This window comes from Streptococcus sp. KHUD_016 (assembly GCF_051106465.1).
Lineage (GTDB): Bacteria > Bacillota > Bacilli > Lactobacillales > Streptococcaceae > Streptococcus.
Window position 1 is genome coordinate 1,767,749 of sequence record NZ_CP193663.1, and the last position, 22,741, is coordinate 1,790,489.

Annotated in this window: 21 protein-coding genes; 8 read left to right on the forward strand and 13 right to left on the reverse strand. The window is 41.9% G+C overall.

Going from position 1 to position 22,741, the window contains the following annotated elements; translation table 11 throughout:
- The first annotated feature begins 136 nt into the window (after nt 1-136).
- Nucleotides 137-1,981 carry an APC family permease gene (locus ACORHV_RS08440; RefSeq protein WP_070696060.1) on the forward strand — a complete coding sequence of 615 codons (1,845 nt, stop codon included), beginning with the start codon at nt 137-139 and terminating at the stop codon, nt 1,979-1,981.
- A 182-nt stretch (nt 1,982-2,163) separates the two neighbouring features.
- Here the strand turns inward: ACORHV_RS08440 and rpmH are convergent, their stop codons facing one another.
- From rpmH to ACORHV_RS08455, 3 genes are all read right to left on the reverse strand, one after another.
- Nucleotides 2,164-2,298: a 50S ribosomal protein L34 gene (rpmH, locus tag ACORHV_RS08445; protein ID WP_000831905.1), complete on the reverse strand. Its 135-nt coding sequence runs from the start codon at nt 2,296-2,298 to the stop codon at nt 2,164-2,166.
- Nucleotides 2,299-2,442: 144 nt separating this feature from the next.
- A complete protein-coding gene (locus ACORHV_RS08450; protein WP_000666454.1) occupies nt 2,443-3,657 on the reverse strand; it encodes a pyridoxal phosphate-dependent aminotransferase in 1,215 nt (404 codons plus the stop codon).
- A gap of 143 nt (nt 3,658-3,800) precedes the next feature.
- Nucleotides 3,801-4,100 carry a hypothetical protein gene (locus tag ACORHV_RS08455; protein WP_000651415.1) on the reverse strand — a complete coding sequence of 100 codons (300 nt, stop codon included), beginning with the start codon at nt 4,098-4,100 and terminating at the stop codon, nt 3,801-3,803.
- Nucleotides 4,101-4,267: 167 nt separating this feature from the next.
- Here ACORHV_RS08455 and ACORHV_RS08460 point away from each other — a divergent pair, with 167 nt between their 5' ends.
- Complete coding sequence (locus tag ACORHV_RS08460) at nt 4,268-4,720, forward strand: universal stress protein (RefSeq protein ID WP_000079161.1); 453 nt, start codon at nt 4,268-4,270, stop codon at nt 4,718-4,720.
- A 121-nt stretch (nt 4,721-4,841) separates the two neighbouring features.
- On the opposite strand, the gene ACORHV_RS08465 is transcribed toward ACORHV_RS08460, so the two are convergent.
- Both ACORHV_RS08465 and ACORHV_RS08470 read right to left on the reverse strand, forming a co-directional pair.
- Entirely contained in the window at nt 4,842-6,818 is a 1,977-nt protein-coding gene (locus ACORHV_RS08465) for a CAP domain-containing protein (RefSeq protein ID WP_434398136.1), read from the reverse strand.
- 517 nt (nt 6,819-7,335) lie between these two features.
- Nucleotides 7,336-8,721 (reverse strand): Cof-type HAD-IIB family hydrolase, encoded by a 1,386-nt coding sequence (locus tag ACORHV_RS08470; protein ID WP_061426609.1) that lies wholly within the window; start codon nt 8,719-8,721, stop codon nt 7,336-7,338.
- A 65-nt stretch (nt 8,722-8,786) separates the two neighbouring features.
- On the opposite strand from ACORHV_RS08470, the gene ACORHV_RS08475 reads away from it, so the two are divergent.
- Nucleotides 8,787-9,749 carry an asparaginase gene (locus ACORHV_RS08475; protein ID WP_001124799.1) on the forward strand — a complete coding sequence of 321 codons (963 nt, stop codon included), beginning with the start codon at nt 8,787-8,789 and terminating at the stop codon, nt 9,747-9,749.
- 51 nt (nt 9,750-9,800) lie between these two features.
- Here ACORHV_RS08475 and ccpA read toward each other — a convergent pair whose 3' ends face one another.
- Nucleotides 9,801-10,811, reverse strand: a complete 1,011-nt coding sequence (ccpA, locus tag ACORHV_RS08480) for a catabolite control protein A (protein ID WP_001090635.1) — start codon at nt 10,809-10,811, stop codon at nt 9,801-9,803.
- Nucleotides 10,812-11,015: 204 nt separating this feature from the next.
- On the opposite strand from ccpA, the gene ACORHV_RS08485 reads away from it, so the two are divergent.
- On the forward strand, nt 11,016-11,333 hold the full coding sequence (locus ACORHV_RS08485) for a DUF960 domain-containing protein (protein ID WP_000886044.1): 318 nt from the start codon (nt 11,016-11,018) through the stop codon (nt 11,331-11,333).
- A gap of 50 nt (nt 11,334-11,383) precedes the next feature.
- Here the strand turns inward: ACORHV_RS08485 and ACORHV_RS08490 are convergent, their stop codons facing one another.
- The 7 genes from ACORHV_RS08490 to ACORHV_RS08520 form a co-directional block, all read right to left on the reverse strand.
- Nucleotides 11,384-12,667, reverse strand: a complete 1,284-nt coding sequence (locus ACORHV_RS08490; RefSeq protein WP_000040986.1) for a hypothetical protein — start codon at nt 12,665-12,667, stop codon at nt 11,384-11,386.
- Nucleotides 12,660-13,481: a 2-amino-4-hydroxy-6-hydroxymethyldihydropteridine diphosphokinase gene (folK, locus tag ACORHV_RS08495; RefSeq protein ID WP_000372498.1), complete on the reverse strand. Its 822-nt coding sequence runs from the start codon at nt 13,479-13,481 to the stop codon at nt 12,660-12,662. Before folK ends, ACORHV_RS08490 begins: the two co-directional genes overlap by 8 nt.
- 41 nt (nt 13,482-13,522) lie before the next feature.
- Nucleotides 13,523-14,077, reverse strand: coding sequence for a GTP cyclohydrolase I FolE (folE, locus tag ACORHV_RS08500; protein WP_000380931.1), 555 nt, complete (start codon nt 14,075-14,077; stop codon nt 13,523-13,525).
- Nucleotides 14,058-15,380 (reverse strand): bifunctional folylpolyglutamate synthase/dihydrofolate synthase, encoded by a 1,323-nt coding sequence (locus tag ACORHV_RS08505; protein WP_434398141.1) that lies wholly within the window; start codon nt 15,378-15,380, stop codon nt 14,058-14,060. The genes folE and ACORHV_RS08505 overlap by 20 nt, the downstream gene beginning before the upstream one ends.
- Nucleotide 15,381: 1 nt before the next feature.
- Nucleotides 15,382-16,326, reverse strand: coding sequence for a dihydropteroate synthase (gene folP, locus ACORHV_RS08510; RefSeq protein ID WP_000491578.1), 945 nt, complete (start codon nt 16,324-16,326; stop codon nt 15,382-15,384).
- Nucleotides 16,327-16,428: 102 nt separating this feature from the next.
- A complete protein-coding gene (locus ACORHV_RS08515) occupies nt 16,429-17,136 on the reverse strand; it encodes a CPBP family intramembrane glutamic endopeptidase (protein ID WP_000653640.1) in 708 nt (235 codons plus the stop codon).
- 53 nt (nt 17,137-17,189) lie between these two features.
- The gene (locus ACORHV_RS08520) at nt 17,190-18,608 is read right to left on the reverse strand and encodes an NCS2 family permease (protein WP_000359241.1); all 1,419 of its coding nucleotides are present in this window, start codon (nt 18,606-18,608) and stop codon (nt 17,190-17,192) included.
- 187 nt (nt 18,609-18,795) lie between these two features.
- On the opposite strand from ACORHV_RS08520, the gene ACORHV_RS08525 reads away from it, so the two are divergent.
- The 4 genes from ACORHV_RS08525 to ACORHV_RS08540 all read left to right on the forward strand — a co-directional run bounded on the left by ACORHV_RS08525 (nt 18,796) and on the right by ACORHV_RS08540 (nt 22,695).
- A complete protein-coding gene (locus ACORHV_RS08525) occupies nt 18,796-19,608 on the forward strand; it encodes a Cof-type HAD-IIB family hydrolase (protein WP_000162337.1) in 813 nt (270 codons plus the stop codon).
- Nucleotides 19,609-19,891: 283 nt separating this feature from the next.
- Nucleotides 19,892-20,881, forward strand: a complete 990-nt coding sequence (locus tag ACORHV_RS08530; protein WP_049500953.1) for a PTS sugar transporter subunit IIB — start codon at nt 19,892-19,894, stop codon at nt 20,879-20,881.
- A 75-nt stretch (nt 20,882-20,956) separates the two neighbouring features.
- Nucleotides 20,957-21,769 carry a PTS mannose/fructose/sorbose transporter subunit IIC gene (locus ACORHV_RS08535; protein WP_084944910.1) on the forward strand — a complete coding sequence of 271 codons (813 nt, stop codon included), beginning with the start codon at nt 20,957-20,959 and terminating at the stop codon, nt 21,767-21,769.
- A gap of 14 nt (nt 21,770-21,783) precedes the next feature.
- Nucleotides 21,784-22,695, forward strand: coding sequence for a PTS system mannose/fructose/sorbose family transporter subunit IID (locus tag ACORHV_RS08540; RefSeq protein ID WP_000818313.1), 912 nt, complete (start codon nt 21,784-21,786; stop codon nt 22,693-22,695).
- The last annotated feature ends 46 nt before the right edge of the window (nt 22,696-22,741 follow it).

Here is a 22,741-nt window from a genome sequence, read left to right on the forward strand (position 1 = left end):
TTTCTTCCATCTATTATACCAAAAATAGCATCCCCCGGCTTGTAAAAATATTCTAATACCGATCATTCTCCCTTGACTGCATTTTTTCAAAGCAGTATAATAACACTTATTGAAATTTTCATCAAAGGAAAAGAAAATGTTTAGAAAATTAAAATATACCTTTATCGGTCGACCACTCAAGTCCCTCACAGATGGTGAAGGGGGATTACTTGGAAAAATGCAGGCACTTGCAATGTTATCCAGTGATGCCCTGTCTTCTATTGCCTATGGACCTGAACAAGTCATTCTCGTTCTAGTTAGCCTCTCTCCTCTCGCTATTTGGTGGAGCCTCCCTATCGGTATTTTTGTCCTCTTACTGCTCGCTAGTTTGACCATTTCCTATCGTCAAATCATTCACGCCTATCCTCAAGGTGGTGGGGCTTATATGGTCACTCGGGAAAATCTCTCTCCTGAACTAGGCTTGATTGCAGGGGGTAGCCTCCTTGTTGACTATATGCTGACAGTAGCCGTATCCGTTGCTTCTGGAGCTGATGCTATTACTGCAGCCATCCCTGCCCTCCATCCCTATAATCTTCATATCTCTATTTTCCTAGTCTGCCTGCTCATGCTCTTAAATTTAAGAGGATTGAAAGAATCTGCCAGCTCTCTGATGATTCCCGTCTACCTCTTTATCTTCAGTACCGTCTTTCTCTTGCTTTATGGGTTCTTTCAACTGTTTACAGGTTCCCTAAACTATCAGGCGACTTCAACCATTGGACAAACCGTTCCGAGCCTTTCTATCGTTCTCCTATTGAGAGCCTTTACCAGTGGCTCTGCCTCTCTGACAGGGGTTGAGGCTATTTCAAATGCAGTACCATTTTTCAAAACTCCGAAAGAAAAAAATGCTGCTCAGACCTTGACCATCATGTCGCTCATTTTAGGATTTCTTTTTGCAGGCATTACCTTCCTAAACTACTGGATGGGCATCACACCTCAAAATGGAGAAACCATCCTCTCGCAAATGGCCAAGGGCATTCTTGGTGATTCATTCTTTGGTCATGCGAGCTACTATCTCTTCCAGTTCTCGACAGCCTTAATTCTAGCTGTAGCTGCAAATACTGGCTTTTCAGCCTTCCCTATGTTGGCCTACAATATGGCTAAAAACAAGTACATGCCCCATCTCTTTATGGAAAAGGGGGATCGTCTTGGCTACTCCAACGGTATCTTAACTCTGGCTTTTGGGGCTATGATCCTTCTTCTCATTTTTAATGGGAATACTGAACGCTTGATTCCTCTTTATACTATCGGGGTCTTCGTTCCCTTTGCCCTTTCTCAGACTGGGATGATTCGTCATTGGAAAAAGGAAAAAGGAGCAAACTTCTTAAAACCTGCCTTTGCTAATATCCTTGGGGCCATCATTTGTTATGCTATTGTCCTCATTTTACTCCTCTTCAGACTGGGTGATATCTGGCCATTCTTCCCAATTATCCTAGTTCTAACTTTCCTCTTTTTGTCCATTCACAGCCATTACCAAAAAGTGGCAAAACAACTACGACTCTACGAAGGAATTGAAAAGCGCACTTACGACGGCAACCTTGTCCTTGTCCTAGTAGGAAATGTCACTCGAGTAAGTGTTGGAGCCATTAACTACGCTCAAAGTATCGGTGACGAAGTGTTAGCCATGCACATTTCTACTAAAGAAACGGCCGAAAAAGACCAAGAAATCCTTCAGGAATTTGCCGATTACTTCCCAAATATCACTCTGAAGAATATCAACACCAGCTACCGCGACATCATCACCCCTAGCGTTAAGTATGTCAAACGAATCGCCCAAGAAGCTAAGCAAAAAAACTACACCGTTACAGTTCTTGTACCACAGTTTATCCCTAACAAGCCTTGGCAAAATATCCTGCACAATCAAATGAGCCTCAAACTAAAATACGCTCTCAGATGGCACGAAGATGTCGTTATCGCTAGCTACTCTTATCACTTAAAAGAATAAACAAAAACTCAAAATCAGTAACTTATATCTGGTTTTGAGTTTTTTTGTATGTGACCTTTTAAATGAGCCCTCCATGAGTTCCATCTAAAATGACCGATTTCGTAGACAGTTCACTATGTAGGATAAAAAGAAAAGTCAGTAGACTCGAGTTCCTACTGACTTCTTTGTTGAATTCGTTTGGATTAAGCAGCCAAAACTTTGCGTCCTTTACGACGACGAGCTGCCAATACGCGACGACCGTTTTTAGTTGACATACGGTTACGGAATCCGTGTTTGCGCGCACGACGAAGTTTACTTGGTTGATAAGTACGTTTCACGATGAATACCTCCTCATAGATTTTGTATTCGTTTAGCCGGCTATAAAGTGATCAGTTACTAAACATACTTTACTATTCTATCTGATTCTGACCTATTTGTCAATAGCTCTAAGGAAATGTTTCCTGCTTTTCCCTATGAAAGCCTTATCTACGATACTGACTCAAGAAACGTGTCATCTTTTCTTGGATTTGCGCTAATTCGTCCACACGAGGAAGGTAAACGATACGGAAATGGTCTGGTTCCTTCCAGTTAAAACCACGACCATGAACCAAGAGAACCTTTTCCTGCTTCAAAAAATCAAGAACGAACTGTTCATCATCATCGATGCGGTACATATTTCGGTCAATTTTAGGGAAGATATAAAGACCCGCCTTTGGCTTGACCGCAGACAAACCTGGAATATCTTGGATGGCATTGTAAATGAAGTTTCTTTGCTCGTAAATCCGTCCACCAGGAAGGAGCAATTCATCCACTGACTGGTGCCCACCTAGTGAAGTTTGTACGACTTGCTGGGCCAAAACGTTAGAGCAAAGACGCATATTGGACAGCATATTGAGACCTTCGATATAGCCCTTGACATGGTGCTTAGGACCAGACAAGACCATCCATCCTACACGGAAACCAGCGATACGGTGAGATTTTGACAAACCATTCATGCTGACACAGAAAACATCAGGTGCCAAGCTCGCCACAGGCGTATGCACATGCCCATCCATCACCATGCGGTCATAAATCTCATCCGCAAAGATGATCAAATCGTTTTGACGGGCAATCTCAATAATCTCCAACAAGAGTTCCTTAGGATAAAGGGCTCCAGTTGGATTATTTGGATTGATAAGGACGATTGCCTTAGTGTTGGAAGTAATTTTTGACTTGATATCGTCAATATCAGGGTACCATTCTGCAGCTTCATCACAGATATAGTGAACGGCATTTCCCCCAGCTAGGCTGACCGCGGCTGTCCAGAGAGGATAGTCTGGCATAGGAACCAAGACCTCATCGCCATTATCCAAAAGCCCTTGCATGGACATAACAATCAGCTCACTGACACCATTTCCAAGGTAGATATCATCAATGTCCACATTGGGAAATTTCTTCAGTTGGCAATACTGCATGATGGCCTTGCGGGCCGAGAAGATCCCTTTGGAGTCAGAATACCCCTCACTATCACGCGCATTCATAATCAAGTCATGAATGACCTCATCTGGCGCTGTAAAACCAAATTCTGCTGGATTTCCTGTATTCAGACGTAAAATCTTTTCTCCGTTTGCTCGCATCCGCATAGCTTCTTCCAAAACAGGGCCACGGATATCATAGGCAACGTGCTCTAACTTACTAGACTTGTTATATTCTTTCATCTTGTTTCCTCAATTCATCGAGATAGTAACATTATACCACTAGAAAGGGATTGCGACAAGTTTCCTGAAATGAGCAAGCAAAGAAAAAACTCACAACGACTAGGTTTTCACCGTCTAAACAACTAGAATACAGAAGCATTTTCTCACATACCAAAAGACAAACCTAGAAAGATCAGCGCTAAAAAGGAATCATACAAAAGATTAAACATGAGAAAGAGCCCCCACGTGACTAAATAGTCCAAGCGACCACTTCTCTTTGCAATCACAAATAAAATGATGTGGTAGACTAGGTGAAAGAGAAGAAATCCAACAAAACCTGGATAGAGAACGGGCACAACTCTTTCCAGTTGCCAAAGCATCACTACTTCACCTACAAGTGACGCAAGGATAATTCCATGATAAAGAAAACTTATTTTTTTAAAAGTCTGAACAAAATCTTTCATACTTTCTCATCCCCTTTACTGTGTTTCCTACTAGCTCGTTTTCTTTTATTTTAACATATCTCCACCAAATCGAATCTCCGATAATATTTATTTAAATATGATTTTTACTTTACTTCTTTAGTGAAAAGGGTTACAATAACAGTAAGAAAATTTCAGGAGGTTTCATTATGGCACAACGTTACCAAAATGTTATGGTCGCAATTGATGGTTCTAAAGAAGCGGACTTGGCTTTCGTCAAAGGTGTTTACACTGCTCTACGCAACGAATCCAAGCTCACCATTGCTCATGTTATCGACACACGCGCTCTTCAAAGCGTGTCTACCTTTGATGCTGAAGTTTACGAAGAACTCCAAGTCGATGCTGAAAGTCTGATGAAGGAGTACGAAAAGCGTGCAAGAGATGCTGGTGTGACCGATATTCACATCGTCATCGAAATGGGAAATCCAAAAACCCTCCTTGCCCGTACTATTCCAGACGCAGAAAATGTCGACCTGATTCTCGTTGGTGCAACAGGGCTCAATGCCTTTGAACGCCTCTTGGTTGGCTCTTCATCTGAGTACATTCTCCGCCATGCAAAAGTCGATTTACTGGTCGTGAGAGAAAGAGAAAAAACATTGTAAACATTAAAAAAGGGAGCCTTGAGCTCCTTTTTGTTTGTCCTGATTGGGTCAGAAAAAGGCTTTAAACAATAGTTTAAAGCCTCAATCTTATTTAGAAAGTAGTCAATCTCAAAAGATTGAATTATTTGTAACTGTATGCCCAGTAGTATACACCGTTTCCATCAACTACTGCTGCTACAGCTCCTTCAGTGACATTCGGATCGAGAAGCAAGTCTCTCAAACCACTGTTTGCCCATTTCTTAACGACAACAGCAGCATCTTCATCACGACGTCCCACAAAGCCTGTACTATCGTATTGACGTGAGATTTCATTTACTTTTGGAAGTGCTTGATTTTGATAAATGTCTTCAGACCAAGTCAATTCTTTCAATCCTTGAGCTTTACGCTCTTCATTGATTTTAGCGAAAGCTTCTTTCGCTTTTGAAACATAGTCATAGTTTGTATCGTTTGTTGCTTCAACACGGTAAACAAACTTCACATAGCCAAATTCTACATCACTGTATTTCTTGTCTTCGACACCACTCTTGAGATTTGCAATCAAGACATAGTCCTTAGCGTATGGGTTTTCTTTCGTCTTCTCAAAGATTTCTGGATCTTCGATTTCCCACTCAACTTTAGCATCCCAACCAGAGTTATCAAGGAACTTAGGATTCATTTTTTCGATGACATAGTTTTTGAACTCTTCAACATTCTTGAATGGCAATGCTTGACCTGCTTTAGCAGTCGTTACCAAGTTAGTTGAGTAAAGTTTCACGCTTGAGTTCTTGTCACTGTACATGTACTCGTCATCAGCAGTGTTTTCGTGAAGTTTTGGATCACGAGCTGGATCGTTTGGATCAGTCATCCCTTGAAGTTTCCATTTTCCTCCAAGCCACTTCCAGTATGCTGAGTAACCTGTACGCTCTGAGTTAGATGGTACATAGTAGTAATGTGCACTACCGTCGAAGTAGTAGTTTTTATCATTCTTGAGGACTGCATCACCTGGTTTACCTGGTGGGTAAACCAATTTTGGAGTTTGTCCATTTGGTGCCCAAGCCAAGTGTTCCAATCCTTCAGCTGGTTTTTCAACATAATCAGGGATTTGGTTTTCACTTGGTTCATCAGTCGTTACCAAACCTGGTGTTGTTGGGATAGCTGGAGTTGCTGGTGTTTCTGGTTTTGGTTCCGCTGGCGTTTCTGTAGATGGCTTAAATGGGTCAAATTCACTATCAGCACCATTAATTGGTGGGTTTTCTGGTAGATCAACACTTGGAGTTGCTGGTTGTGCTGGTTGTGGCTCAGTTGGTGTTGTCGGCTCTTCAGGTTTATCACTAGGTGCTGGTGTTGGAGTCTCTGGTTCTGCTGGTGTTGGAGCAGGAACTTCAGGTTGACTTGGTTGTGCTGGCTCAACCGGAGTTGTTGGTTGTTCTGGTTTTGGTTCAGCAGGTGTTGCCGGTTGTGCTGGTGTTGGCTCAGCAGAATCTTTCACCAATACCCACTTACCATTTTGGTAGTAGTAATAATCACCATTGTCCAATACATAGTAATGGTACCCATTTTCGTAACGATAGTGCGGATCGTTTTCCAAGTTGTTAGTAGATGAGTTGTTGTTACTATTGTTTGTCAAAGGTTTCCACTGACCGTTACGATAAATACGGTAGCTACCATCGTTCATACGGTAGTAGTGATTGCCATTCCAGTAAATATAGTTTTCATCGCTAGCAAGGTTGTTGTAACTATTCCAATAGTTATAACCATAGTAGTTGCTACTGTTGTCATAGCCATAGTAGTTATTCCAATTATTGTAACCGTAGTTGTAACTTGGGTAATAGCTACCATATCCATAATTATAGCTTGGGTAGTAGCTATTGTAGCCATAGTTATAGCTTGGGTAATAACTGTTGTAGCCATAACTTCTTACAGTATAGTTTGATGTGCGGCTACGATTTGCAGTAGTACGGTTAGAAGTACGATTGCTTGAACGGCGGCTAGTTCTTGTATAGTAGCTATTATTCCCATTCCAGTTGTAAGCAGCGTGAGCTTCACTTGGTGCAAAAGTTGGAAGCATTGTTACAGCTGTTAAAACAGAAGCTGTCAAATAGGTATATTTTTTCTTCATTTCAACCTCTTAATTCTTTAATTTCTAAACTTGAAAATTAAAATAATAAAAATAATAATAAAAATTTGGAAAGCAATTGTGCACAATTTTATAACTAACCCTCAAAACTAGAGTGAATTCTTCACATCAACTTGTTAACAGGCCTGAAATAAACAAGTTGACTTTCTGTCTTTAAAAAGAGCATATTATAGCAGCATGAGGATTTTATATTTATTCGCTTTCTGAATTTATTCTAACACATCAACTTTCAAATATCAAATAATTTGACTTGTCTTTTTTTTGATGTTTTTTTAAAAGAAAAGCTAGATATATTAGTAATATATCTAGCTTTTTAACTATTCTTTGTAAGAAACGTAATTTCCTGTTATTTTATTTTCACTATCTTTTCATTTTTTTCTTTTCTTTTTCTAGTATAAATATGCTAATAATAATTAGTGATATATATAAAATTGTTCGGTTTTTCAGCTCAAAAAATCCCCGAATTTTTCATACAGGGAAAAGAAATTTCTCTTATTTTTTATTTTTTTCTTTCTTTATGTCGCTCATAAGCTTTAAACTGACGTTGTAGTTCCTGTCGGATGGCAGGTTCCGGAGCATATTTTTCTTCCCAGTCATCTGGCTTTAAAATCTTGTGTGTAACTAGGTCAAAATGAGCTTTCCCATCAGGGAAGACCTTTCCCATATTTGCTTCATGAACAATATCAAAAATACGTTCTGGATCTACTCCCATCAAAACAAAACTACCGTATGTAAAATACAGTGTGTCAATCAAAGCATCCACTTGACTGACCAGATTTTGCTTAGCAGGCGTCTTTTTCGCCACTTTCTCTGCCGCTTTATCAAGTGCCTCATGCATGCTTGCAAGGGAGTCTTGGAATTCTTCCTCCGAAGAACTTGCTGCACGAACAAACTCCACTAATTCTTCAATTTTAAAGTCTGCGCGGTGGGTTGCACCTTCAGCATCCCATGCCTGTGGCTCTTCTTGAGTTCGTTCATCCATCATGTGGTGGAAGGTTTTAACCTTATTAAAGTGGTAGTCTCGACTGACAAACACTTTTTCTGAAGCCAAAACACCAAAGTGCTCGAGCGCCTTGTGGATACCATCTTGTTGATTACTTGCCGTAATATGCTTGGCAACTTCTTTGACACTGCTACTACCATTTCCCATAGCAACCGACATACCAACACCCGCCAACATTTCCAGATCGTTGTCGGAATCACCAAAGGCCATGACTTGATTGAGATCAAAACCATATTCTTTCCCGACTCGGCGAATGCCTTCTAGTTTAGAATTTCCTTGGTTAATGATATCTGCTGCAAAAGGATTGCTTCGAGTTAATTTCAAGTCGTCAAAATCACTTGCTGCCTTCTCAGATTCTTCTGGCGTCATCAGCATCAAAACTTGATAAATGGGCTGATTAATCAAGTTAAGCAAGTCGTCTTCCTTTTGAGGAACTGCCTTGCTGACCATTCGATTAAAGGAACGGCTAACGGTTCTTGTCAGAACAGTCGGAATAAAACGACTAACCAGTTGGGAAAAGGAGCCGAGACCAAATGACATAATTTTCGAACCAACAACGGCATGCTCGGTTCCAAGAGCGATTTCTTTACGCTCCTTTTTAGCGTAAGCAATCAGTTGACGCAGGCTTGACTTAGCAATCGGACTCGCAAAGAGCACCTTTTCTTTATTAAAAATGTATTGGCCATTGTAGGTCACCGCAAAGTCTAGGTCCAAGTCTTCCATCAATTCCTTGACAAAAAACGGCCCTCGTCCTGTCGCTACTCCAACAAGCACTCCTTGCTCTTTGACAATCTTAATCGCGTCCTTAGTGGATTTCAAAACACTCTTGCGATCGTTGACTAGCGTTCCATCGATATCAAAAAAAACAGCCTTGACTTCCATCCTGTCCCATTCTCCCCTTTTGTGTTACAATGATTATACCACATTTCAGAAAGAGTGACTAAATCATGCCTAAGAAAATCCTTGTTTTACATACAGGTGGGACTATTTCCATGCAAGCAGACGCCACTGGTGCCGTTGTAACTAGTCAGGACAATCCCATGAACCATGTTTCCAATCCACTTGAAGGGATTGAGGTTCATGCCCTAGACTTTTTTAATCTGCCAAGCCCTCATATCAAACCCAAACATATGCTTGCACTCTATCATAAGATTAAAGAGGAAGCTGATAACTACGATGGTGTTGTCATCACACATGGTACAGATACCTTAGAAGAAACAGCCTACTTCCTTGATACCATGAAAATTCCGCCCATCCCCATCGTTCTAACAGGGGCCATGCGTAGTTCAAACGAACTTGGTAGCGACGGTGTATATAACTATCTGAGCGCTTTGCGAGTTGCCAGCGATGACAAAGCAGCCGACAAGGGTGTACTGGTCGTCATGAACGACGAGATCCACGCAGCCAAGTATGTTACCAAAACTCATACGACCAACGTCAGCACCTTTCAAACCCCAACACATGGACCACTTGGCCTCATCATGAAGCAAGAAATCCTCTACTTCAAAACGGCTGAACCTCGTGTCCGGTTTGATCTTGAGCATATTCAAGGTCTGGTTCCCATCATCTCAGCCTATGCCGGTATGACAGACGAGCTGATTGATATGTTAGACTTGGAACAGCTGGATGGCTTAGTTATTCAGGCCTTCGGAGCAGGCAATGTTCCCAAAGAAACAGCTCAAAAGTTGGAAAATCTCCTCCAAAAAGGAATCCCAGTCGCCTTGGTCTCACGTTGTTTTAATGGCATTGCTGAACCTGTTTATGCCTACCAAGGTGGGGGGGTTCAATTGCAAGAGTCTGGCGTTCTCTTTGTCAAAGAACTCAACGCTCAAAAAGCTCGCCTCAAATTATTAATTGCCCTTAATGCTGGATTAAAAGGACAAGCCTTAAAAGACTATATGGAAGGCTAATCCTCTTCTCTAGAAAGCAAATCAGGAAATCTCACGATTTCCTGATTTTTTTTATTTACGTTTTCGTGTAGAGCGGCGTTCTGTCAAACCATGAGGTAAGAGAACTTCACGTTCTTCCAATTCTTCCTTATGCATAATCTTAGTCAACATACGCATGCTGATAGCACCTAAGTCATAAAGAGGTTGGGCAATAGTAGTCAAGTTTGGACGAGTGAATCGTGCAATCTGAGAGTCATCTGTCGTAATGATTTCAAACTCTTCTGGTACAGACACACCGTGGTCAGCCAAACCATTTAGGACACCTGCTGCCAATTCATCGCCTGTTACAACTGCGGCTGTAGCTTGTGATGAAATCAAGCGTTCTGCCAAGGCATAACCATCATCATAGCTGTATTTTGATTCAAAGACCAATCCCTCGCTATAAGAATGTCCAGCTTTTTTCAAGGCTTCCTTGTAACCAATCAAACGAACCTTGCCATTGATATCATCGACGAGTGGTCCACTCACAAAAGCAATTTTCTCGTTTTCTTTGAGAAGGTAGCTCACGGCATCAATCGTTGCTTGTTTGTAGTCAATATTCACACTTGGAAGTTGGTGTTCTACATCCACAGTACCGGCAAGAACAACCGGTGTCCGTGAACGAGAGAATTCTGAACGAATCTTTTCAGTCAAGTGATAGCCCATAAAGATAATCCCATCGACTTGTTTTGAAAAGAGAGTGTTAACCACTGAAACTTCCTTTTCATCATCCTCATCACTATTTGCTAGGACAATGTTATACTTGTACATTTCAGCAATGTCGTCAATCCCCTTAGCAAGTGTTGAGAAATAACCATTGGTAATGTTAGGAATCACAACTCCGACTGTCGTTGTTTTCTTGCTAGCCAAACCACGTGCTACCGCATTTGGACGATAGTCCAAGCGATCAATCACTTCTAGGACTTTTTTTCGAGTGTTCTCTTTAACATTCTTGTTGCCATTAACGACACGGCTAACTGTTGCCATTGAAACTCCTGCTTCACGGGCGACGTCATAAATCGTTACTGTATCATCTGTGTTCATTCCGTTTCCTTTCTATAATGAAAATTTCGCTTTCACGCATCTACTTACTCCATTTTATCACTTATTGTAAACACTTTCAAGTATTTTTTAGAGAAACTTTGAAAAAATTTCACAGTTTATTCCCATTTTGAAAAAGCAATTACGATTTCTTGATTTTTAAGACATTTTGCTGTATGATAAGGAAAATAAAAGGGGGATGAAAACATGGCTTTTACAAATACACAGAGACGTTCCGCTAGTTTTGGTGTCGTGACCAGCCTACCTGACGATGTCATTGACTCTTTATGGTATATTATCGATCATTTCCTAAAAAATGTCTTTGAATTAGAAGAAGAGCTTGAGTTTCAACTGCTCAACAATAAGGGGACCATCACCTTCCATTTTTCTAGCCAGCACCTTCCGACTAGCATCGATTTTGATTTCAATCATCCTTTCGATCCGCTTTACCCTCCTAGGGTCCTTATTTTAGACTTGGACGGCAGAGAAACCATCCTCCTTCCAGAAGAAAATGACCTATTTTAAAAACTCTAGCTTCTTGGCACAAACTGCTGAGGAACTAGAGTTTTCTTTTTCTAATAAATAGAGCGACTGACAACTAGACCATTTGGTTTTGTATACTCTAAGTCAAGGTAATCCTGATAAGTCCCTGGCACAATGAAACCTTGGGGACTCAATATATCAGTCCCAGCTTTTCCCACGATAGAGTCTGCCAGCAAAACACAATTGGTACTGAGAACAAAGTAGGTCTTAAACTCGGATGAACTGAATTTATAGAGGGTCGCATCTGCTTCTTGTTTCAGTTGGTAGGAGTAGGTATGCTTTACCTCGCCCTCTCTTCTTTTCATCAACTGTGAACTTGGTTCCCAAGGAATTAACAGGTCTTCTATCTCCTCTAGACGAGCTTGGATGGCTGCTTTCTGTTGGTCCGTCAAACTCAGACCATAAGCAAACAAGGTCTTCTGACTTTCCCTCTTACAGAGCTCGATGTATTTTTCCCGATTGGCCTTAAACAAAACACCATCTCCAACCATGCCGAACAAACGCTCCGAGTGGGGATCATACGAACCATAGGAAATAACCTTCCCTTGATAACAAATATCCACATGTCCCATAGCGAGGAAGAAGGATGTTTCTGAGGTATGAATAAAAATTTCTAGATCAACTACCTGATCGTTTTTTCTTTCTGAATGAACTTCCCCTTCTTGACTTTCATGATTTGACAGCCACTCATTCAATTTGCGCAAGGTGCTGATAGGGATCAAAGCCGTCACAAAGATCGGCAAAGTCATTCGCATTCGTCGTTTTAGCTTGGGATTGTTTTCTATCCTTTCAAAAAAGAAACCGTCCCGGAGGCTACTGGCTCCTAGCATGAGCAAGTAAAACCCAAGCAAGAGCAATTCAAAATTCGCTGCATCGTGAAAAGGAGAGATGCTATAAAGACCGAATCCTATCATCCATACAGCATCGAAGAGATGATGGAGCCGAGGATGAATGGCATTTTTTTGATAGAGAGACCAAGTCACAAGGCTAATGATGCCCGTAAACAGCTGATAGCTCGCAATGATAAAAACCAGGAGATAGAGGGCGAGGTCTTGCAAGATGATAGAGTCAAATACAAGAGCCGCAACCACCAGCTTGCCCAAGGTTACAAAGATATTTTCCCGACGTTTTTTATCCTGAAACCAGCGAGTCAACAAGTGCCAAACTGCTGACAAGGAAAAATAGCCCATCAGCAACTGGTACCCCATTCGCGGAATAACTTGTCCAAAACGAATCAAGAGAAGCCCTAAAACAATAGCAAGTAGTCCCTCCCCGATACTCTTCCACTTGCTATAGGTCTCGGAAAGCTTAGACATTTCCTTGCTCCAACTGGTCAACCAAGTATCGAATTGGTTGTTTTAAGATTGGATGGATAAAATGGGGAGCTATTTCCGCTAACGGTTCAAGGACAAAGAGGCGCTCTGCTATATAAGGATGAGGCAAGATGAGGTCGTCTGTATAAATGACCTGATCCTCCACAAAAAGCAGGTCCAAATCAATCAAACGCGGTCCCCAATGCACCTCTCGAACCCGTCCCATCTCGGACTCAATTGCTAACAAGGTCTCTAATAAGACTGATGCTGGAAGCCAGGTTTCTACTTCAATCACCTGATTGGCAAAGCTATCTTGTTCCACACCACCCCAAGGCTCCGTCGCCAAGACACTGGACTCTTTGAGAATATGGATACCTCGAGTCCGCAGTTTATCAATAGCTTGTTCCAAGTTCGCTTTCTTGTCTCCCATATTACTTCCTAGAGCGATAAAGGCCCGCTGCTTACGACGGTGAATGGTCACCGAGCAGGTATCTAACGGTAAATGCACTGGCGCCCACGGTTTTTTTAGTTCCAACTCAATCTCTTGGACAAGAGGATAGCTCTCAAAGGTACGTTCAACGAGTTTGTAGGCTACCGTCTCAATCAAGTCCTCAGCACTTTCCTGAAACCAGGTCGTCCACTGCTGACACAATTCTCCGTAATGGACAGAAGCTGTCAAATCCAAGTCTGTCGCCGCCTTGGTCATATCATAAGATAAGCTTGCGGAAATAACAAACTTCTGCCCCAATTCCTTCTCACTAGGGAAAAGACCATGATAGGCAAAAATTTCCAAATCTTTAATCTGCAGTTGATCCATAACTAGTCCTTTCTAGAAAAATCCGCTTAAAGCGGATTCTTTTATAGTCCCATTAAACGATAAGCCTGGTCTCGGAGGTCTTTATCTGTTTCAAATAGACCACGAGCTACTGTCGTCAAGGTTGCCGTGCCTGGCTTTCTAACACCACGCATACTCATACACATATGTTCCGCCTCAATGACAACAAAGGCTCCCTTAGCCCCCAGATAGTCCATCAAGGCATCGGCCACTTCGATATTTAACCGCTCTTGAATTTGTGGTTTTTTCGAATAAACTTCAACCGTACGGGCTAGCTTAGACAGGCCTGCCACACGACCATCTGGAATGTAGGCAATGTGCGCTCTCCCATAAAAAGGCAGAAAGTGGTGCTCACACATAGTGTGGAAAAAGATATCCTTTTCTACCACCATATTATCATCAATAATCTCAAAGGATTTTGACAAGTGTTCCTCAGCAGTTTGGCCAAGACCTGAAAAAATCTCTTGGTACATACGGGCTACACGAGCAGGTGTTTCCTGCAAGCCCTCGCGGTTAGCGTCCTCACCAACAGCCTCGATAATCATTTTTACAGCCGTTTCAATCTTTTGTGTATCCATTCTCGTTCTTCCTCTCCATCAGATAGGCTCTCACTTGGCTCAAGAAATACAAGGAACCTGTGATAATCCTAACTGTTTGTTTCTCTTCATTTTTATCTGTCAATTTCTGCTCTAGAAAATCCTGCCAACTTTGGTAATTGAGATTTCTAGACTTGGCTGTCTCTTTCAGCACGCTTTCATCCGTCGCCCGACTATCGTCAAAATGGGTTAAAGTCAATTGACTACCTGGCACCGTTTCTAGCAAATCCAGCATATCCTCCAAAGCCTTGGTTTTAATACACGTAAAGAGGATTTCCTTATGATAATCCGCAAAGCGTTCTTGCAAGTTTGCTAATAAAGCCTTGATAGCATGAGGATTGTGGGCCCCATCCAAAAGCAACAATGGGTCGCTAGACATGACCTCCAAACGCCCTGCCCATCTGGTCTCTTTCAAAGCTTGAGCAATTAAGTCATTACTTGCCAACTCCCGCCCATCTTCTTGACAAAAAGTATCAAGTAAAGCTATGGCCATCCCCGCATTCTCTATCTGGTGTAAACCAAGCAGGCCTGTCTGGAAGCGACCTTGTCTGACAGCACTTGTATAGTCAAAGACCTCACCTGTCACTACACTTTCTTGATAACAAACCTGATAATCTGTCCCATAGGCAAGTCTCGGTGCATGTTTCCCTTCCGCAATGCGGTCGATAACGGCCAAGACTTCTGGAGCTATACGACCTGTCACTAAAGGAACACCTTGCTTAATGATTCCAGCCTTCTGTTCTGCTATGGCTTCCAAGGTGTCACCAAGTAGGGCTACATGGTCCAAACCAATGGTCGTAATCCCTGTCAAAATTGGCTGACAAACATTAGTACTATCCAAAAGACCACCCATGCCGACTTCCATGATAGCCACATCTACTTGCTCTAAGGCAAAGTAATCATAAGCTAGAGCTGTGATAATCTCAAACTCGGTTGTTCCCTGCAAATTGTCAGCCGATTCTCCCTCAAGCAACGACTGATAGTCTGCCATGAGGGCTTCTAGCCTAGCCTCGGGGATAGATTCCCCATTAATGCTAATCTGATCCGTATAATGAATAAGATAGGGCGAGCTGAACACCCCAACTCTCAGCCCTAGGTTTTCCAGCATCTTTTTCAAAAAAGCAATGGTAGACCCCTTGCCGTTGGTCCCTCCGATATGGATGACCTTGAGTTTGAGCTGGGGATTGCCTCGCAGAGCTAGGAGTTCTACCATGCGTTCCAAGCCAAAATGTGGTTGGTCCGTCCGGTAGTGGGCAATCCACTGATTGTTTTCAATTTCGTTCATCTTACTTATATTGTTTTAAATCTAGATTTTCTGCATCATCTGCCAAACGAATGGCTGACGCAATTTCAACTGCCATCCTGTGACTGGCAACATCGTGCACGCGCACCACTTCCACACCCTGTCTCGCAGCGATACTGGTTACATGAGCCGAAGCGGTGTCCCGATTTCGGAAACCGACTTCCGTCTCAGGATTGACTTCAAAGCCATTCTCCTCAAGGATATTGATAACAAACCGCTTGCGCGAAACACCAAGAAAGATTGGATAGCCCTGCTGATGCAATTTATCAAGGTCCCGTAGAAGAAGTAGATTTTCCTTCTTGGTGAGACCAAAACCAATTCCCGGATCCAGCAAAATGTTTTCTCTTGCTATCCCAGCTTGATTGGCTCTCGCTAGTGCTCGTTCAAAGAAAGCCTCCATCAAGTCTTCAATTGGCATTTTTTCAAAGTCAGCTAACTCTTCCTCTGTAAAAGCTTGCCCAAAACCAAAATGAGGAAATATGAGCGAACTAGGGTGCTGAGGTCGAGCCATGACTGGATTAAACATGATGACTACTTTCGCACCAGCCTTAGCAACCACATCCGCCATTTTCTCATCTCCCATGAGACCCGTAATGTCATTTACCAGATTGGCACCAGCAGCCAAAGCAGCCTCTGCCACCTGACTTTTCCAAGTATCGATGGAAATGAGAACATCACTTTCCTCACAGATAGCTTTAATCACTGGAACAACACGCTGGATTTCCTCTTCTATCTCAACATAGCTACTGCCCGGCCGAGTCGATTCTCCACCGATATCAAGCATGCTAGCTCCTTCAGCTATCAATTTACGGGCTTGCTGAAGCGCCTGGTCAACAGCAAAAAACTGACCACCATCCGAAAAGGAATCTGGTGTTACATTGATAATTCCACAAATAGCTGTTTTTGCCTGACTAGCTTTACTGAACATAAGGTCACTCCTCAAGGTTTTTCACCACATTATTTCTCTATTTTACCATAAAAAGAAAAAGATGGATACGCTAGTATTCATCTTTTCCAAGCGGCTAATGGTTTAGAATGATAGACCTAGATTTCTACTAATCAATACCAATAAGGCCAACAAACAAAATGCAATACCATTGAGAATCATATGAAGCAAAATGGACATCTCCAAACGCTCAGTCTTATAGGCTGTCCAAGTCAAAACCGTTGACATTCCTCCATAAATAATCACAGAAGGTAGATTGGTTGGCATATGAAGCAAGGCAAAGACGATTGCACCAACAATAAAACCTAGTTTTTCTTTTCCGCGGAAGATCTTTTTTGGAATAATCCCACGACACAAAATTTCTTCACAAATCGGCGCAATCAAGACTAGTAGGAAGAAAGTTGAAATCAAGGAACTATTCTGAACCAAACCATTCAGTATTGATTGGTTACTGGTTGTTGCCTCATTTGTTAGTCGAAGCAGTAGTGAACCCAAGAGATTTGTCGCAAAAATCACCAGATAACTCAGTACCAAGCGAGCCAAGTCTTTTGCCTTAAAAAAGGATAGATTAAAAGTAGCAAGTTGTGTTTTTCGTGCACCAATAATGAATACAATCAAAACGACTATGGATAGAGCACCTACTAAGAGCCCTGACTGTAAAATCGGAAACTGTTTGTTTGCTAAAAACAAAGCAAGTCCTATGGGAAATTGAGATAGAACAAAAGCTACCAAAAGGATGATCACCCATTTCCCTCTGTTTAAAACCTCTTGCCAAATCGTCTTATCTTTCATGATGTACCTCCTTATAAGAAAAAGGGGAGACTCCCCTTTTTCTATTATACCATTTATAGCGCCATACTGATATAGTTAAGGATAAACAAGGCATCCAAAATCCAAATCATCACGTGCACATCCTTGGCTTGACCTTTGACAACTTTTGTCAAGGTATATGTCAAGAAACCAACAGCAATCCCTTGTGTGATAGAGTAGCTGAATCCCATAAAGATAGATGTGAAGAAGGCAGGAACCGCTTCAGCCATATCATCCCAAGGGATATTTTTCAAGTTAGAAAGCATCATGATTCCGACGATGATCAAAATTGGTGCTGTTGCAGCTGTCGGAACAATCGCTAGAAGTGGGCTAAAGAAGCTAGATAGAGCAAAACAGATCGCAACCACTAGGGCTGTCAAACCAGTACGTCCACCAGCACCGATACCAGCCGCAGATTCAACATAGGTCGTAACGTTTGAAGTACCTGCAATGGCACCTACCGAAGTTGCCACCAAGTCAGAGTATAGAGCCTTGTCCAATTTAGCGGACTCATGGTTTTCCCCACTTGTCGCAACAATACCAACTTTTTCACCAGTACCGATAAGAGTACCGATTGTATCAAAAATATCCGTTAGTGAGAAGGCAAGAATAGCCATCAAGGTTTCTGGTAAACGCGAAGTGTTTGAAATCAAAGATCCTAAACCTTCTGAACCAAGAGCAGCACCAAACAAAGTTCCTAAATCATTAACCGCTGCTGAAAGATTGTTGCTAGCAAAGTCAATCCCTGATAATTTGACAACACCAACAGCAATGGCAAGCACAGTCGTTGTTAAAATAGAAAGAATGATTCCACCCTTGATGCCTTTAACAACAAAGAAAATGGTAATAGCCAAACCTGCAAGAGCCACCAATACGGCTGGAGTATTGAAGTCTACCAATCCTGGAACAGCTGCGGAGTTTGCAGTAAGTGCAGCTTGAGCCTTGTCTGCTCCTTCACCTGCTACCGTATAAGTACCTGGATCGATTGAGAATTTCAAGAGACCAGCATTCTTAATTCCAACATAGGCAAGGAAAACACCAATACCAGCCGAAATAGCTGAACGAAGTGTTGTTGGAATAGATTCGATGATCATTTTACGAACATTTGTTAAGGTAATAATCAGTGAAATAATTCCACAAATGAAGACCATACCAAGAGCCTCTTTCCAAGTATAGCCCATCCCAAATACAACTGTAAATGTAAAGAAGGCATTTAGTCCCATACCTGGTGCTTGTGCGTACGGCAAATTAGCATAGAAAGCCATCATCAAAGTACCTACTACAGAACCGATAATCGTTGCCAAGAACACACCTTGAACAGGCATACCCGTTTGGGAAAGCATTTGAGGGTTTACAAAGAGAATATAACTCATTGCAAAGAATGTTGTTAAACCAGCAAGCACCTCTGTACGGACATCTGTCCCGTGCTCTTTTAGTTTAAATAGTTTGTCCATCTTTAATCTCCTTTTGTTTTTTACGAACAATATTAGTATTATATCATTTATCATTCACCTTTTCAATATGTTTGTTTGATTTATTTAATAAATCAAAGCAACTGTAGTTTTTGTTCTTATCTGCTTTTCTTCCTTCTTTTTGATATAATAGTAGACATCTTATCTGGAAACGACTAGGAAGGTTTATATGACTAAAAAAATTATCGCAGTCGATTTGGACGGAACCCTGCTAAATAATGAAAGCAAGCTCTCCGATTTCACCAAAGAGACGATCAAAAAAATTTCAGAAAAAGGACACCATGTCATCATCACGACAGGCCGTCCGTATCGTATGGCAAAAGACTTCTATCGTGAGCTAGAATTGCATACTCCCATGATTAACTTTAACGGCTCCCTTACCCATCTACCAGGACAGACTTGGGAGCATGAAAAGTGCCTGACCTTGGACAAAAAATACCTCCTAGACATGGTCAAGCGCACGGAGGACATCCAGGCTGATTTTATTGCGGGAGAATATCGAAAAAAATTCTATATCACGACACCGAATGAAGAAATTGCAGATCCTAAACTATTTGGCGTAGAGAACTTCCGGCCAGAAAATCAATTCAAACCTGAACGAGTAACCAAAGATCCCAACTGCATCCTCTTGCAAACAAGGGCTGAAGACAAATACGCTTTAGCGGACGAGATGAATCGTTTTTATCAGCACCAACTAGCTATCAATACCTGGGGCGGGCCCCTCAACATCCTCGAGTGTACTCCCAAGGGTGTAAACAAGGCTTTTGCTCTAGAGTACTTGCTCAATGTGATGAATCGTGATAAAAAAGACTTAATCGCCTTTGGTGATGAGCATAATGACACTGAAATGTTGGCATTTGCAGGCAAGGGATATGCTATGAAAAACGCCAATCCTGCTCTTCTTCCATATGCAGACGAACAACTTCCTCTGACCAACGAAGAAGATGGAGTTGCCCGCGCTTTACAAAATTTATTCTTATAAAAGGGAAGATTGCATGGTCGCAATCTTTCCTTTTTGTTTTCATTTTATTTTCACTAAAGCGGCTTATTTTCTGTATTTTTATATTAAATTTTCTATTACCATTTTCATTTATCTCTCAAAAAACATTGATATATTAATATTTTTAAAAAGTCATTCTATGAAAACTTTTACATCTTTTTAGAAAAAGTAGTTGATTTTTATATGAAAACGGTTTATACTTAAAGTTAGGCTTAAAGTTTTCTTAAACATACAGTCAAACATTTTATAAGGAGGAATGACAATAATGAGTATCGGAATCATTATTGCGAGCCACGGCGAATTTGCTGCGGGTATTCATCAGTCAGGATCTATGATCTTTGGTGAACAAGAAAAGGTTCAAGTTGTAACCTTTATGCCAAATGAAGGTCCAGATGACCTTTACGCTAAATTCAACAACGCTGTGGCTGCATTTGACGCAGAAGATGAGGTTCTAGTATTGGCTGACCTTTGGAGTGGATCTCCATTCAACCAAGCTAGCCGCGTAATGGGAGAAAATCCAGAACGTAAGTTTGCCATCATCACAGGACTGAACTTGCCGATGTTGATCCAAGCCTACACAGAGCGCCTTATGGACGCGAATGCAGGTGTGGATAAAGTCGCTGCGAATATCATTAAAGAAGCCAAAGATGGCATCAAGGCTCTTCCAGAAGAGCTTAACCCAGTTGAGGAAGTTGCAACTGCTGCAGCTGCTCCAGTTTCACAAGCTGCTATTCCAGAAGGAACAGTTATCGGTGACGGTAAACTGAAAATCAACCTTGCTCGTCTAGACACTCGTCTCCTTCACGGTCAGGTTGCCACTGCTTGGACTCCAGATTCAAAAGCAGATCGTATCATCGTTGCTTCAGACAACGTTGCAAACGACGAGTTGCGTAAAGAATTGATCAAACAAGCAGCTCCTAATGGAGTAAAAGCCAACGTTGTCCCAATCCAGAAATTGATCGACGTTGCAAAAGACCCACGTTTCGGAGAAACTCATGCCCTTATCTTGTTTGAAACTCCACAAGATGCACTTCGTGCTATCGAAGGTGGCGTGCCAATCAAGACCCTTAACGTTGGTTCTATGGCTCACTCAACAGGTAAAACAATGATTAACAACGTTTTGTCTATGGACAAAGAAGACGTTGCAACCTTTGAAAAAATGCGTGACCTCGGTGTTGAATTTGATGTACGTAAAGTACCAAACGACACGAAAAAAGATTTGTTTGACTTGATTAAGAAAGCAAACGTTCAATAATGTTAATCTGTTTCTATCATTTTTGAAAACAGGATTAAATACTTTATTAAAACTAAATAGAAAAGGAATAAAACCATGTCAGATATTTCAATCATTTCTGCTATCTTGGTTGTAGTTGTTGCCTTCCTTGCAGGTCTTGAAGGTATCCTCGACCAATTCCAATTCCATCAACCAATCGTCGCATGTACCCTTATCGGACTTGCAACTGGTAACCTCGAAGCAGGTGTTATGCTTGGTGGATCTCTTCAAATGATCGCCCTTGGTTGGGCAAACATCGGAGCTGCCGTAGCTCCTGACGCTGCTCTTGCATCTGTTGCTGCAGCAATCATCTTGATCAAAGGTGGTAACTTTACTACTGAAGGTATCGCCGTTGCAACAGCAACAGCTATTCCTCTTGCCGTAGCTGGACTTTTCTTGACTATGATTGTTCGTACAATCTCAGTTGCCTTGGTTCACACTGCTGACGCTGCTGCTAAAGAAGGAAATATTGCGGCTGTTGAACGTGCTCACTTTGTTGCACTTCTTCTTCAAGGTCTTCGTATTGCAATCCCTGCTGCCTTCCTTATCGCTATCCCTGCTTCTGCCGTTCAAGATGCTCTCAAATTGATGCCAGACTGGTTGAACGGTGGTATGGCTGTCGGTGGTGCTATGGTCGTTGCCGTTGGTTACGCTATGGTTATCAACATGATGGCAACTCGTGAAGTATGGCCATTCTTCGCTATCGGTTTTGCTCTTGCAGCAATTTCTCAATTGACTTTGATTGCCCTTGGTGTCATCGGTGTTGCGCTTGCCTTCATCTACCTCAACCTTTCTAAACAAGGTGGAAACGGTGGCGGAGGAGCTGCAACTTCTAACGATCCAATCGGTGATATCCTAGAAGACTACTAGAAAGGGGAACAATCATGGCTGAAAAAATTCAATTATCAAAATCAGATCGTCAAAAAGTTTGGTGGCGTTCACAATTCCTTCAAGGTTCTTGGAACTACGAACGTATGCAAAACTTGGGTTGGGCTTACTCATTGATCCCAGCTATCAAAAAATTGTACACTAAAAAAGAAGACCAAGCGGCTGCTCTTGAGCGCCACCTTGAATTCTTCAACACTCACCCATACGTCGCTGCTCCAATCATGGGGGTTACTCTTGCACTTGAAGAAGAGCGCGCTAACGGTGTTGAAATCGACGACGCGGCTATCCAAGGGGTTAAAATCGGTATGATGGGACCTCTTGCTGGTATCGGTGACCCAGTATTCTGGTTTACAGTTCGTCCTATCCTTGGAGCTCTTGGTGCATCACTTGCTGCATCTGGTAACATTGTTGGTCCCCTTCTCTTCTTCTTTGGATGGAATGCTATCCGTATGGCCTTCCTATGGTATACACAAGAGTTCGGTTACAAAGCTGGATCTGAGATCACTAAAGACATGTCTGGTGGTATCTTGAAAGACATCACTAAAGGTGCTTCTATCCTTGGTATGTTCATCCTTGCCGTTCTTGTACAACGTTGGGTATCCATCAACTTCACTATCAACCTTCCAGGCAAACAATTGTCAGAAGGTGCCTACATCAACTTCCCAGAAGGTCCTGTTACAGGAGCTGAGTTGAAGGGCATTCTTGGTCAAGCGCTTAGTGGTATGAGCCTAGATAGAGTTCAACCACAAACGCTTCAAGGTCAGTTGGACTCATTGATTCCAGGATTGATGGGACTTCTCCTTACTTTCCTTTGCATGTGGTTGCTTAAGAAAAAAGTATCTCCAATCACAATCATCCTTGCCCTCTTTGCAGTTGGTATCGCAGCTCGTTTCTTCGGTATCATGTAATCTCGGTGAGAATATATAAACAAAAAAGAATCAGGATTAAACCTGA